The 12,784-nt window shown below is 60.3% G+C and carries 14 protein-coding genes and 1 other annotated feature; of the genes, 2 read left to right on the plus strand and 12 right to left on the minus strand.

Annotated features, from left to right (window positions below; all coding sequences use genetic code 11):
- The first annotated feature begins 312 nt into the window (after nt 1-312).
- Nucleotides 313-1,722, plus strand: coding sequence for an NADP-dependent phosphogluconate dehydrogenase (gene gndA, locus B3229_RS20380; RefSeq protein WP_286873908.1), 1,410 nt, complete (start codon nt 313-315; stop codon nt 1,720-1,722).
- 34 nt (nt 1,723-1,756) lie between these two features.
- Here the strand turns inward: gndA and B3229_RS20385 are convergent, their stop codons facing one another.
- The 12 genes from B3229_RS20385 to hisL all read right to left on the minus strand — a co-directional run bounded on the left by B3229_RS20385 (nt 1,757) and on the right by hisL (nt 11,807).
- Complete coding sequence (locus B3229_RS20385; RefSeq protein WP_048784169.1) at nt 1,757-3,055, minus strand: succinylglutamate desuccinylase/aspartoacylase family protein; 1,299 nt, start codon at nt 3,053-3,055, stop codon at nt 1,757-1,759.
- Between the two features lie 106 nt (nt 3,056-3,161).
- Complete coding sequence (locus B3229_RS20390; RefSeq protein ID WP_286873912.1) at nt 3,162-3,956, minus strand: ABC transporter substrate-binding protein; 795 nt, start codon at nt 3,954-3,956, stop codon at nt 3,162-3,164.
- A 62-nt stretch (nt 3,957-4,018) separates the two neighbouring features.
- Entirely contained in the window at nt 4,019-4,495 is a 477-nt protein-coding gene (locus tag B3229_RS20395) for a YbaK/prolyl-tRNA synthetase associated domain-containing protein (RefSeq protein WP_048784165.1), read from the minus strand.
- Nucleotides 4,496-4,574: 79 nt separating this feature from the next.
- On the minus strand, nt 4,575-5,186 hold the full coding sequence (gene hisIE / locus B3229_RS20400) for a bifunctional phosphoribosyl-AMP cyclohydrolase/phosphoribosyl-ATP diphosphatase HisIE (protein ID WP_286873916.1): 612 nt from the start codon (nt 5,184-5,186) through the stop codon (nt 4,575-4,577).
- Nucleotides 5,180-5,956: an imidazole glycerol phosphate synthase subunit HisF gene (hisF, locus tag B3229_RS20405; protein ID WP_286873919.1), complete on the minus strand. Its 777-nt coding sequence runs from the start codon at nt 5,954-5,956 to the stop codon at nt 5,180-5,182. Before hisF ends, hisIE begins: the two co-directional genes overlap by 7 nt.
- Nucleotides 5,938-6,675: a 1-(5-phosphoribosyl)-5-[(5-phosphoribosylamino)methylideneamino]imidazole-4-carboxamide isomerase gene (hisA, locus tag B3229_RS20410; protein ID WP_048784157.1), complete on the minus strand. Its 738-nt coding sequence runs from the start codon at nt 6,673-6,675 to the stop codon at nt 5,938-5,940. Before hisA ends, hisF begins: the two co-directional genes overlap by 19 nt.
- A complete protein-coding gene (hisH, locus tag B3229_RS20415) occupies nt 6,675-7,265 on the minus strand; it encodes an imidazole glycerol phosphate synthase subunit HisH (protein WP_286873921.1) in 591 nt (196 codons plus the stop codon). Before hisH ends, hisA begins: the two co-directional genes overlap by 1 nt.
- On the minus strand, nt 7,266-8,333 hold the full coding sequence (gene hisB, locus B3229_RS20420) for a bifunctional histidinol-phosphatase/imidazoleglycerol-phosphate dehydratase HisB (protein WP_286873924.1): 1,068 nt from the start codon (nt 8,331-8,333) through the stop codon (nt 7,266-7,268).
- A complete protein-coding gene (gene hisC, locus B3229_RS20425; protein ID WP_286873927.1) occupies nt 8,330-9,406 on the minus strand; it encodes a histidinol-phosphate transaminase in 1,077 nt (358 codons plus the stop codon). The genes hisB and hisC overlap by 4 nt, the downstream gene beginning before the upstream one ends.
- The gene (gene hisD, locus B3229_RS20430; RefSeq protein ID WP_286873930.1) at nt 9,403-10,710 is read right to left on the minus strand and encodes a histidinol dehydrogenase; all 1,308 of its coding nucleotides are present in this window, start codon (nt 10,708-10,710) and stop codon (nt 9,403-9,405) included. The genes hisC and hisD overlap by 4 nt, the downstream gene beginning before the upstream one ends.
- 3 nt (nt 10,711-10,713) lie before the next feature.
- Nucleotides 10,714-11,613, minus strand: coding sequence for an ATP phosphoribosyltransferase (gene hisG, locus B3229_RS20435; protein ID WP_033791514.1), 900 nt, complete (start codon nt 11,611-11,613; stop codon nt 10,714-10,716).
- Between the two features lie 50 nt (nt 11,614-11,663).
- Nucleotides 11,664-11,784 (minus strand) — a sequence feature (His leader region).
- Nucleotides 11,760-11,807, minus strand: coding sequence for a his operon leader peptide (gene hisL, locus B3229_RS20440; RefSeq protein WP_100396937.1), 48 nt, complete (start codon nt 11,805-11,807; stop codon nt 11,760-11,762). Its footprint overlaps the feature before it by 25 nt.
- A 147-nt stretch (nt 11,808-11,954) precedes the next feature.
- Between hisL and B3229_RS20445 the strand changes: the two genes are divergently transcribed.
- Nucleotides 11,955-12,782: an SDR family oxidoreductase gene (locus tag B3229_RS20445; protein ID WP_286873933.1), complete on the plus strand. Its 828-nt coding sequence runs from the start codon at nt 11,955-11,957 to the stop codon at nt 12,780-12,782.
- Nucleotides 12,783-12,784 lie beyond the last annotated feature (2 nt).

Below are 12,784 nucleotides of genomic sequence, written 5' to 3' on the forward strand. Positions count from 1 at the left end.
TTAAATATTGAAGTTGATGCTTCAACCACTGTTTAAATAAAAATAAAATTTTTTTTCGATTGTTTGCTTTTAAGATAGTATTTATGTCATGGCTTTTTTAGAATCCTAAAAAGATATCCTTTTGACTTGCATATTACATTATGATTTCCAGGTGTTTTTGAGCGCTAATGACCCTATTTATATATCACCTTCAAAATCATTTACCTAAAGCATCATTTTCTACCTATGCTGCTTATTGTTAGGTTAATATGTCAATCGCGTATAGTTGGTGTTACGGGTAACACCTTGCGAGACCTCAGACAGGAGTAAATAATGTCCAAGCAACAGATCGGCGTTGTAGGTATGGCAGTGATGGGACGTAATCTGGCTCTCAACATTGAAAGCCGCGGTTACACCGTCTCTATCTTCAACCGCTCTCGCGAAAAGACTGATGAAGTCATCGCCGAGAACCAGGGCAAAAAACTGGCGCCTTACTACACCATCGAAGAGTTTGTGGAGTCCCTTGAGAAACCGCGCCGCATCCTGCTGATGGTGCAGGCGGGTGAAGCAACTGACAAAACTATTGCCTCCCTGACCCCGCACCTCGACAAAGGCGATATCCTGATCGATGGCGGCAATACCTTCTACAAAGACACCATCCGTCGTAACAAAGAGCTTTCTGAGCAGGGCTTTAACTTCATCGGCACCGGTGTTTCTGGCGGTGAAGAGGGCGCGCTGAAAGGCCCGTCTATCATGCCTGGCGGTCAGAAAGAAGCTTATGAGCTGGTTGCGCCAATCCTGGATAAAATCGCTGCCCGCGCCGAAGATGGCGAAGCCTGCGTGACCTACATTGGTCCGGACGGCGCTGGTCACTATGTGAAGATGGTGCACAACGGCATCGAATATGGCGACATGCAGCTGATCGCAGAAGCCTATGCGCTGTTAAAAGGCGCGCTGGGTCTGAGTAACGAAGAGCTGGCGAAAACCTTCACCGAGTGGAACGACGGCGAGCTGAGCAGCTACCTGATCGACATCACCAAGGATATCTTCACCAAGAAAGATGAAGAGGGTAACTACCTGGTTGACGTCATTCTGGATGAAGCCGCTAACAAAGGCACCGGCAAGTGGACCAGCCAGAGCTCGCTGGATCTCGGCGAACCGCTGTCGCTGATCACTGAATCCGTATTCGCCCGTTACCTCTCTTCGCTGAAAACGCAGCGCGTTGCCGCCTCTAAAGTACTGAGCGGCCCGCAGGCCCAGGCCTTTACCGGTGACAAAGCGGAATTTGTTGAGAAGGTGCGTCGCGCACTCTATCTGGGCAAAATCGTCTCCTATGCACAGGGCTTCTCTCAGCTGCGCGCCGCTTCCGAGCAGTACAACTGGGATCTGCACTACGGCGAAATCGCTAAAATCTTCCGCGCTGGCTGCATCATTCGCGCGCAGTTCCTGCAGAAGATTACCGATGCTTATGCAGAAAACGCCAATATCGCCAACCTGCTGCTGGCGCCATACTTCAAAAACATTGCTGACGAATACCAGCAGGCGCTGCGTGACGTCGTGGCCTATGCCGTGCAGAACGGTATCCCGACGCCGACCTTCTCTGCCGCTATCGCTTACTACGACAGCTATCGTTCAGAAGTGCTGCCTGCCAACCTGATTCAGGCGCAGCGCGACTACTTCGGCGCGCATACTTATAAGCGCATCGATAAAGAGGGTGTGTTCCACACCGAGTGGCTGGACTAAACAATAAAAAGGCTTCCTTCCGGAAGCCTTTTTTTCATCCCACCAGCAAATCCCCGCTCCTCACCTCATCTTCTCCCGCCAGCCTGACCACCAGCATTCCCGCCGTTGCAAACTTCGTCCAGTGCCGCGCATAAAGCACGCCGCCGAACTCCGCTACCAGCGGCGTAATAACGTCCGTTACTGGATCTACCACCTCGGCCACCACTTCGCCCGGACGGATATGCGCGCCCAGCTTCTTGCGATGCAGAATCAGCCCCGATACCGGCGAGCGAATATACTCGCAGCCAGCCAGCGGCGTAGCGGGATGTTTAAGGGCAGGGGAAACCGCGCCGGCGCCTTCAGTATGGCGCTGCTTAATCACGCCGCTTTCTTCCGGGATGTCCACCGCTTCCAGCGCACTGGCCGCCGCACTGCTCTCGGTCATGCCGGCGATATCCTCGGCATTAGCCGTCACCAGCGCCAGCTCGTCGCCGCCAATGACCGGCGCCGCCACTTCCGCCGACACCGTCGGGCTTTCCGCCGCGATATAGCCGCTTTCGCGCAGCGCATTGATAATCGCCTCCGCATCCTGCTCAGCCTGATCGGGATCAACGTCGCGCACGCCGCGCAGCTCAAGCGTCACCGGCAGCAGGCCGCGCGGCATCGGATACTGGTCGCCGAAGCGTTGCGCCAGCGTCAGCCAGGGTTCGCAGCAGGCTTCGTCGAACGGCTCGCCGCCGGAAATCTGCGCCAGCAGCTGCACTTCACTGCCGAGCCAGCGCGCCAGCGGCTCAATATCTGGCCAGGCGTGCGGCGTGGTGTAGAGGTGAGTCAGGGCTTCCCAGTCGCAGTGCAAATCAATCATCAAATCTGCCTGGCTTGCCATACGCATCAACGTAAAGCGCTGCGCTTCCAGTTCGGTTTTGGCAATCACATCACGGTAATGGCGATCGATAGCGTCGCGGATCAGCCGTTTATTGTCGCCTTCGTTCGGCGTCAGCGATCCCGCCAGCTCTGCCGCCAGCTTCTCGCCCAGCGCTGGAAAACGACGGTTGAAGTCCTGGCCCGACTCGCTGTGAAAACGTCCCAGATGGGTGCCGTGCCAGTGCTGGCTCAGCGCCAGCGGATTGGCCACCGGCACCAGCGTAAAGCCGGCGCGCAGCCTGCCAGCGGACTCCAGCGCCATCAGCTTCTGCTTCAGAAACCAGGCGACCGCCATGCCGGGGATCTCGTCGCCGTGCAGCGAGGCCTGAATATAGACCTGTTTATATTTTTCTTCGCCGAAGTGGAAGCTGACGATTTCGCGCTGAGTGCCCAGCGAGGCGCTGAGAAGGGGATGATGTTGTTGATGCATAGGGCGCTGATTGTCCTGTCATTTAGAAGCGGGCGCAACTGCGCCCAGGAAATGAAGAAAAGTATAGTGCCGAATCAAAGCGGGCGACCACTCGGGTCGCCTCAGACTACTGCTGAATGGAAATATCGGTCTCGAAATAGTGTTTCTGAATCTTGTCGAAGGTGCCGTTCTTTTTGATTTCGGCGAAGGCGCTGTCCAGCGCGGTCTTCAGCTCGCTGTCGCCTTTACGCAGGCCGATTGCGGTTCCTGGACCGATAATCGGATCCTGCACAATCGGGCCGGCCAGCTCGAAATCTTTGCCCTGCGGATGCTTCAGGAAACCGATCGCCGCCTGCGCCGCATCGGTGAAGACCGCATCAAGCCGTCCAGACACCAGGTCGCTCTCTACCTGCGCCTGATCGCCGTAAGGCACCACGCTAACGCCGAACGGCTGCCATTTGGCTAGCGCGTAGCGCTCCTGCACCGTGCCTTGCTCGACGCCGACGGTTTTGCCCTTCAGCGACTCGGCGGTCGGCAGCAGGCCAGAGCCTTTACGTGCAATCAGCTGCGTATGGGTGTCATAGAGCGGCACGGTAAAGTCGATCTGCTTCAGGCGCTCTTCGGTGATGCCCATATCGGACAGGATAGCGTCGAATTTACGCGCCTTGAGCGCCGGGATCATGCCGTCAAACTGGCTTTCCACCCAGACGCACTTCGCCTGCATCTGCTGGCACAGGGCGTTGCCCAGGTCGATATCGAAACCGACCAGCTTGCCCTGCGGAGTTTTGGATTCAAACGGCGGATAGGTCGGATCGACGGCGAAGCGTACCTGTTCGATTTTTGCCTGAGCGCCAAAGGCGCAGCCTGCCAGTACGGCGGTCATCAGCGCGGCGCGCAGACGGGAGAAAGCGGGAGTGGTCATAGTCTCTTCTTTTATCGTGATGTTGAATAAAGCAGAGTACCTGCCAGCGATCGCGATGACAATTACTGGATTATTTTCACTACGTTAGCATTGCAGAGGCGGCGGTAATCTTCCGTGTTCAAGACCACTGACCTGTCGAGCCGTCCGGCGTTGAAGGCGATCTCGCTAAAGCGCTCAAACAGCAGCGGATCGACCACCAGCCTGAGATCGGGATGAAACGAGAAGGGCGGAATGGCGCCGAACACGCAGCCGGTCAGCGTATCGACCTCAGCCGGACTGGCGAGCGAGGCGCGTCGGCCGCCCAACGCGTCCGCCACTCTGGCTAAATCTGCCTGCTGGTCGGCCGGCAGCACCGCCAGCACATGCTGTTTGACGCCGTTGCCCTTAACGTGACACACCAGCGCCTTCGCGCCCTGGCCGACCTCGGTACCGCGGATCGCCGCGACCGCTTCGCATTTGCCGGTCGGTTCATGACTCATCAGCTGATAGCGCGCCTGATGCTGTTCCAGCAGGGCAATCAATTTTTCATGGGTGGTCATACCGGATCCTGAAACGAAAAGAGAACCGTGCTGCTCAACATCCTGCACCTGTACCGATGTTGAGCAGCATGGCGCGCCGCTATTTATGCCGCGCGCGCAGATTGTTGATGATGGCGCTGAGGTCGAGATCCTGATCCTGCAGCAGCACCATCAGATGATAGAGCAGGTCGGAGGCTTCATTGGTCAGCTCAAAGCGATCGTTCACCGTTGCCGCCAGCGCAGTCTCGACGCCTTCTTCGCCGACTTTCTGCGCGATGCGCTTGGTGCCGCTGGCATAGAGCTGCGCGGTGTAGGAGCTGGCGGGATCGGCGCTTTTGCGCGACGCCAGCAGCTGCTCCAGCTGATGTAAAAACACCCAGTCAGGTGCGGCGGGCGAAAAGCAGCTTGAGGTGCCGCGATGGCAGGTCGGCCCGATGGGGTTCGCCAGCACCAGCAGCGTATCGTTGTCGCAGTCCGGCGTAATGCTCGCCACCTTAAGGAAATGACCGGAGGTTTCGCCTTTGGTCCAGAGACGCTGTTTGGTGCGCGAAAAAAAGGTGACGTTGCCGTCGCTCAGCGTTTTCGCCAGCGCCTCCTGGTTCATATAGCCGTGCATCAGCACTTCGCCGGAGACGTTGTGCTGCACGATAACGGGCATCATGCCCTCGGTTTTGACCCAGTCAAGCTGGGCCAGCTGTTCTCTGGTTAACACGCGCGAATCTCCACTTCTTTCTCTTTCAGGAAGCTTTTCAGCTCGCCGATATTGATAATTTGCTTATGGAACACCGAGGCGGCCAGCGCGCCGTCGACGTTCGCCTGCTCAAAGGCGTCAAGAAAGTGCTGCATGGTGCCCGCGCCGCCTGAGGCGATCAGCGGCACCTTGCAAACGTCGCGCACTTTTTTCAGCTGCACCAGATCGTAGCCGTTGCGCACGCCATCCTGGTTCATCATGTTCAGTACGATCTCACCTGCGCCGCGCTTCTGCACCTCCTGCACCCACTCCAGGGTTTCCCACTGGGTCACGCGGGTGCGCGCCTCGTCGCCGGTATACTGGTTAACGTGATATTTGCCGGTGGCTTCGTCGAACCAGGTATCGATGCCCACCACGATGCACTGTACGCCGAAGCGATCCGCCAGGCGGGTGATCAGCTCGGGATCGGCCAGCGCGGGGGAGTTAATGGAGATTTTGTCGGCCCCGAACTCGAGAATACGCGCCGCATCCTCTTCGCTTTTGATGCCGCCCGCCACGCAGAAGGGAATATCGATCACTTCCGCCACGCGCGACACCCAGCTTTTGTCGACCACGCGGCCGTCGCTGGAGGCGGTGATATCGTAGAACACCAGCTCGTCCGCGCCTTCCTGCGCGTAGCGCTGCGCCAGCGGCACGATGTCGCCGATAATCTCGTGATTGCGGAACTGGACGCCTTTGACGACCTGGCCGTCGCGCACATCAAGACAGGGTATTATGCGTTTTGCCAGCATGCGATAGCCTCCGAAACCGTGAATTTACCTTCAAGCAGGGCGCGTCCGACGATCACGCCCTTAACGCCGCTGCCGCGCAGCGCCGCGATATCCTCAATGCCGCCGATGCCGCCGGAGGACTGAAACGCAATGTCGGGATAGCGCGCGGTCACTTCCTGATAGAGCGCGACGTTGGAGCCGCTCAGGGTGCCGTCGCGCGAAATATCGGTGCAGAGCACATGCTTCAGACCGACCGGCGCAAACCAGGCGATGACCTCTTCCAGCGTGACGCCGGCCGCTTCCTGCCAGCCGCTGATGGCAACCTCTTTGCGGTTCGCCGCGTCGATGCGCACGTCCAGCGCCAGCACGATCGCCTCGGCGCCGAACTCGTTGAACCACGCTTTCACCTCTTCCGGCGCTTTTACCGCCGTGGAGCCGACGACGACGCGGCTGGCGCCCGCATCCAGCAGCGCCCTGACGTCGTCGCGCGTGCGGATGCCGCCGCCGACCTGCACCACGGCGTCAACGCCGTTCAGCAGCGTTTTCAGCAGCGGAATCTGGCGCTGCGCCGGATCTTTCGCGCCGGTCAGGTCCACGAGGTGCAGCACCGTCGCGCCCTGGCTGGCGTAATCCTGCAGGCGCGGCAGCGGATCGCTGCCGTAGTCGCGCTGCTGGCCGTAATCGCCCTGATGCAGACGCACTACTTTGCCGTCAATCAAATCTAACGCGGGGATAATCATCACATCTCCAGGAAGTTTTTCAGCAGCTGCGCGCCCGCTTTGCCGGAACGCTCGGGGTGGAACTGCACGCCGAAGAAGTTATCTTTCTGCACCGCCGCGGTGAACGGCTGGCCATAATCGCACTGGGCGATGGTGCTGGCGTTGACCGGCATGGCGTAGCTGTGCACGAAATAGAAGTAGCTCTCTTGGTCGATGCCGCGAAACAGGTGATTGCCCGCTTGGGCGGTAATCTGGTTCCAGCCCATATGCGGCAGCGGCAGGCCGTGCGTGTCCATCAGTCCGCATTCGGCGTCGATAATGCCGAGGGTACTGATGCCGCCGTTCTCCTCGCTGCTGCTGCCGAGCAGCTGCATGCCGAGGCAGATGCCGAGCACCGGCTGGGTACAGGCTTTGATCAGGTCGACGAGATCGCGCTCTTCCAGCTGGTTCATCGCCGCTCGCGCGGTGCCGACGCCCGGCAGAAACAGCTTGTCGGCGCGCAGCACCACGTCAGGGTCGCGACTGACGTCGGGCGTGTAGCCAAGGCGCTCTACCGCCCACTTCACCGACGACAGGTTGGCGCAGCCGGTATCGAGGATCACCACGTTCATTTACAGCACTCCTTTCGAGCTGGGCAGGGTGTTGCCCTCAACGCGGATCGCCTGGCGCAGGGTGCGGCCGAAAGCTTTAAACAGGCTTTCCACGCGATGGTGATCGTTCTTGCCTTTGGTTTTCAGATGCAGGGTGCTCATCATGGCGTAGGAGAGCGAGCTGAAGAAGTGCTCGACCATCTCGGTGCTCATATCGCCGACGCGCTGATAGCTGAACTCCGCCTTGAACTCCAGGTGCGGACGGCCGGAGATATCGAGCGCGCAGCGCGCCAGACACTCATCCATCGGCAGCACGAAGCCGAAACGCCCGATGCCGCGCTTGTCGCCCAGCGCCTTCAGCAGCGCTTCGCCGAGGGCCAGTCCGGTGTCTTCGATAGTATGGTGATCGTCGATATAGAGATCGCCTTTCACTTCTATATTCATGCGGAAGCCGCCGTGCACCGCGATCTGGTCCAGCATATGGTCGAAGAATCCAACGCCGGTATTAATTTTGCTGCCGCCTTCGCGGTCCAGCCACACCTCGGCGCGAATCTGCGTCTCTTTGGTATTGCGGTTGACCAGCGCATGGCGGTCGCGTTTGGTCAGGCGCGCCTGAATCGCGCTCCAGTCCTCGCCTTCGCTGCCGAAGCGGATGCCCTGGATGCCCATATTCTGCGCCAGCTGGATATCGGTCAGCCGGTCGCCGATCACATAGCTGTTCGCCACGTCGATGGCGCCTTCCGCCAGCCAGGCCTCGACCATTTTGGTCTTCGGCTTGCGGCAGTCGCAGTTATCTTCCGGCTTGTGCGGGCAGATCAGCACGTCGTCGAAATGGATCCCCTGCGAGCTGAACACCTGCATCATCAGGTTATGCGGGGCGTCGAAATCCGCCTGCGGAAAGCTGCTGGTGCCCAGCCCGTCCTGGTTGGTGATCATCACCAGCCGGTAGCCGGCATTCTGCAGCGCCAGCAGCGCCGGGATGACGTTGGCTTCAAACGCCAGCTTCTCCAGGCGATCTACCTGAAAATCTTCAGGCGGCTCGGCGATAAGGGTGCCGTCGCGATCGATAAAAAGGGTCTTCTGACTCATGCTCTCTCCACAGATAAAGCCTGTAACGCGGCGATCAGGCGCTCGCACTCTTTACGCGTGCCGATTGAGATGCGCAGGCATCCCGCAAGGCCCGGATTTTTGTTCTGGTCGCGCAGAATAATGCCCTGATCCCACAGGGATTTAAACACCGCAGGCGAATCAGCGAAGCGCGCCAGGATATAGTTGGTCTCGCTCGGGAAGACCTGCTGCACCAGGCCGATCTGGGGCAGCTGCTCCAGCAGCCAGGCGCGGCTGGCGTTCAGCTCGGCGACGTGCTGACGCATCAGCGCGATGCCCTGCTCGCTCAGCGCCTGACCGGCAACGTCGGCGACCGGCGTCGCCAGCGGATAGGGCGCGATCACCTTCATCAGCAGATCGATGACTGGCTTATTCGCCAGCGTAAAGCCGCAGCGCAGGCCGGCGAGCGCAAACGCCTTCGACAGCGTGCGCAGGATCACCAGATGCGGATAATCTTTCAGCCAGCCGCTCAGCGTCGCCTGCGGACAGAATTCAATATAGGCTTCATCGGCCACCACCAGCGCTTTTCCGGCGGTCATGTCGAGCAGCGCGCGGATATCCTCCTGATCGATCAGATTGCCGGTCGGGTTGTTGGGGCTGCACATATAGACCACTTTCACGCCGTCGAGCTGTTCGGCGATAGCCGGCAGATTCAGCTGCCAGTTCTCCAGGGCGGGCACGGTGCGGTACTCAATGCCGATGGTTTCTGCGCTGACGCTGTACATACCGTAGGTCGGCGGGCAGAACAAAATGGCGTCTTTGCCCGGCTCGCAGAAGGCGCGCATCACCAGCTCGATGCCCTCGTCGGCGCCGCGGCTCACCAGCACCTGTTCCGGCTGTAGCCCGGCGTAGGCGGCGTAGCGCTCAATCACGATCTTCGGCTGACACTCCGGGTAGCGGTTCAGCGTCTGCTGCGACAGCTCAAAGGGTACCGGCAGCGGAAATTCGTTGGCGTTGAGCCAGACGTCGCCGTTGCCGCCGAGGCGGCGCGCGGACTGGTAGGGCGTCAGGGCGCGCACGTTGTCGCGCGCCAGCTCTTCAATATTGCGGCTCATGCCTGCTCCTCTTTCAGCGCGGCGACGCGCAGGGTAACGGCGTTTTTATGCGCCTCCAGCTGTTCGGCGGCGGCCAGAGTCTCAATGGTGGCGGCAAGGTTGAGGAAGCCCTGCGGCGTCAGCTCCTGTACCGTCATGCGCTTCTGAAAATCGGCCAGGCCGAGGCTGGAACAGGTAGCGGTGTAGCCGTAGGTCGGCAGCACATGGTTGGTGCCGGAGGCGTAATCGCCCGCCGACTCCGGCGACCAGTCGCCGAGAAAAACCGACCCGGCGCTGGTGATGGAATCGACCAGATCGCGCGGCTGGCGCGTCTGAATAATCAGATGTTCCGGGCCGTACTGGTTGGAGATCGCTACGCACTCTTCCAGGTCGCGCGTCACAATCAGGCGGCTGCTCGCCAGCGCCTGGCGCGCGGTGGCGGCGCGCGGCAGCGCCTGCAGCTGCGCCTCTACCGCTTCCGCGACCTGCTGCGCCAGCGTCAGGGACGGCGTCAGCAGGATCACCTGCGAATCGGGACCGTGTTCCGCCTGCGACAGCAGATCGGAGGCGACAAAAGCGGGCGTCGCGCCTTCGTCGGCGATCACCAGCACTTCCGACGGACCGGCGGGCATATCGATCGCCGCGCCGTCGAGACGCTGGCTTACCTGGCGTTTCGCCTCGGTGACCCAGGCGTTGCCCGGCCCGAAGATCTTATCGACTTTCGGCACGCTCTCGGTGCCGAAGGCGAGGGCGGCGATCGCCTGAGCGCCGCCGACCTGAAACACCTCTTCGACGCCGCACAGCTGCGCCGCATAGAGGATCTCGTCGGCGATGGGCGGCGGCGAGCAGAGCGCCACGCGGCCGCAGCCGGCGATGCGCGCCGGGGTCGCCAGCATCAGCACGGTAGAGAAGAGCGGGGCGGAGCCGCCGGGAATATAGAGGCCGACCGAGCGTACCGGCCGGGTGATCTGCTGGCAGCGCACGCCTGGCTGGGTCTCGACATCCACCGTCGCCAGCTGCTGCGCGTTGTGGAAGGTTTCGATATTGGCGACCGCAACGGCCATCGCCTGCTTCAGGTCGTCGCTGAGTCGCGCGCCGGCGGCGGCGATCTCGGCGGGCGTGACGCGCAGCGCCTCTACCTGCGCCTTGTCGAAGCGCGCGCTGAACTCTCGCAGCGCCGCGTCGCCGTGACGCTTCACCTGATCCAGCACCTCGCGCACCGTGGCGCTGATGGCGTCGGACGCGGCGATAGCCGGACGCTGCAGCAGCGCCTGACGCTGCGCCTCGCTGCACTGCTGCCATTCGACGGGGGTCATAAAGGACATGGCTTACTCCATCATCTTTTCAATGGGCAGCACAAGAATCGAGCTGGCGCCCAGCGCTTTCAGTTTTTCCATGGTTTCCCAGAACAGGGTTTCGCTGCTGACCATGTGCATCGCCACGCGGCTCTGATCGCCCGCCAGCGGCAGCACGGTCGGACGCTCGGCGCCGGGCAGCAGCTGAATCACCTCTTCCAGACGGTCGCTCGGCGCGTGCATCATGATGTATTTCGATTCGCGCGCTTTGATGACGCCCTGAATGCGGGTCATCAGCTTGTCGATCAGCTCCTGCTTCTCCGCCGCCATCTCGCCGTCGCGCTGGATCAGCACCGCTTTTGAACGGTAGATCACTTCTACTTCGCGCAGGCCGTTGGCCTCGAGCGTGGCGCCGGTCGACACCAGGTCGCAAATCGCGTCGGCCAGGCCGGCGCGCGGCGCGACTTCCACCGAGCCGTTCAGCATACAGGGTTTAAAGTTAAGGCCTTTTTTGTCGAGGTACTGCTTCAGCAGGTGAGGATAGGAGGTGGCGATGCGGGCGTTATTCAGGCACTGCGGACCGGTGTACTCTTCATCTACCGGCATCGCCAGCGACAGGCGGCAGCCGCCGAAGTCCAGACGGCGCAGGGTAAAGTAGCGCGGATCTTCGCCCTGCGCGCGACGCGTCAGCAGCTCCTCTTCCAGCACGTTCTCGCCGATAATGCCGAGATCCACCACGCCATCCATGACCAGACCGGGAATATCGTCATCGCGCACGCGCAGGATATCGATCGGCATATTCTCTGCGAAGGCGATCAGACGCTGCTGCTGCAGATTGATTTTAATGCCGCAGCGCGCCAGCAGCTCGCGTGAGTCATCGCTTAAACGGCCAGATTTCTGCATAGCTATGCGAATTCGCTTGTTATCTAACATCGGTCCTGTCCTCTGTTTCATTCCTGTCTGAAAAGGTATTGCGCCAGCCCATAAAAAAACCCCCGGAAGACGATCTTCCGGGGGTTCTCTTTGCGTTCGCACCACTGGAAGATCTGAATGTCTCCCAGCACACATCGCCTGAAAGACTAGTCAGGATGATGGTGGTGATGATGGTTAAACTGAACGCGTGTCATAATAAATTCCGTTGCTGAATGAGTATTCATTTGCGTGTTGATTAACCTAGCGAAGATAGCGGCGATGCGCAACCCTTTTTTACCCTTTGCGGTTCGGCGGCGCGGCGCACTAAGATGGAGGGCAGTGAGTCAAGCGCAGGAGTTAATATGAAAAAGGTCGCAATTATCGGTCTGGGATGGCTGGGCATGCCGCTGGGTCTGGCGCTAACGGCGCGCGGCTGGCAGGTTACCGGCAGCAAAACCACGCTGGATGGCGTCGAGGCGGCGCGCCGCTGCGGCATCGACGCGGTGCAGCTGCGGCTGACGCCGGAAATCGAGTGCGACGCCGAGGATCTCGCCCTGCTGCTGGCGGTCGACGCGCTGGTAGTGACCTTGCCCGCCAGCCGCACGGCGGAAGGCGGCGAAAGTTATATGCAGGCGGTGCAGAACGTGGTGGACAGCGCGCTGGCGCAGCAGGTGCCGCGCATTATCTTCACCAGCTCTACCTCGGTCTACGGCAGCGGCAGCGGCGTAATGAAGGAAAACAGCGCGCTGCAGCCGGAGACGGTGGCGGGCAAGACCCTGACCGCGCTGGAAAGCTGGCTGCACGATCTGCCCGGCACGCAGGTCGATATTCTGCGGCTGGCGGGGCTGGTGGGGCCGAGTCGTCATCCCGGCCGCTTTCTGGCGGGGAAAACCGGGCTGGAGAATGGCGCGCACGGCGTCAATCTGGTGCATCTCGATGATGTGGTCAGCGCGATTATCCTGCTGCTGCAGACGCCGAAGGGCGGACGCGTCTATAACCTCTGCGCGCCGAAACATCCGTCGCGCGCCACCTTTTATCCCGCCGTCTCGCGCCAGCTGGGCCTGACGCCGCCAACCTTTTTGCCCTCAGCGTCCAGCGACACCGGCAAGCTGATTGACGGCTCGCGCATCTGCAACGAGCTGGGGTTCGATTACAGCTACGACGATCCGGCGAAAATGCCGCTGGAATAGTC

This window comes from Pantoea sp. UBA5035, assembly GCF_002415245.1.
Taxonomy (GTDB): domain Bacteria; phylum Pseudomonadota; class Gammaproteobacteria; order Enterobacterales; family Enterobacteriaceae; genus Pantoea; species Pantoea septica.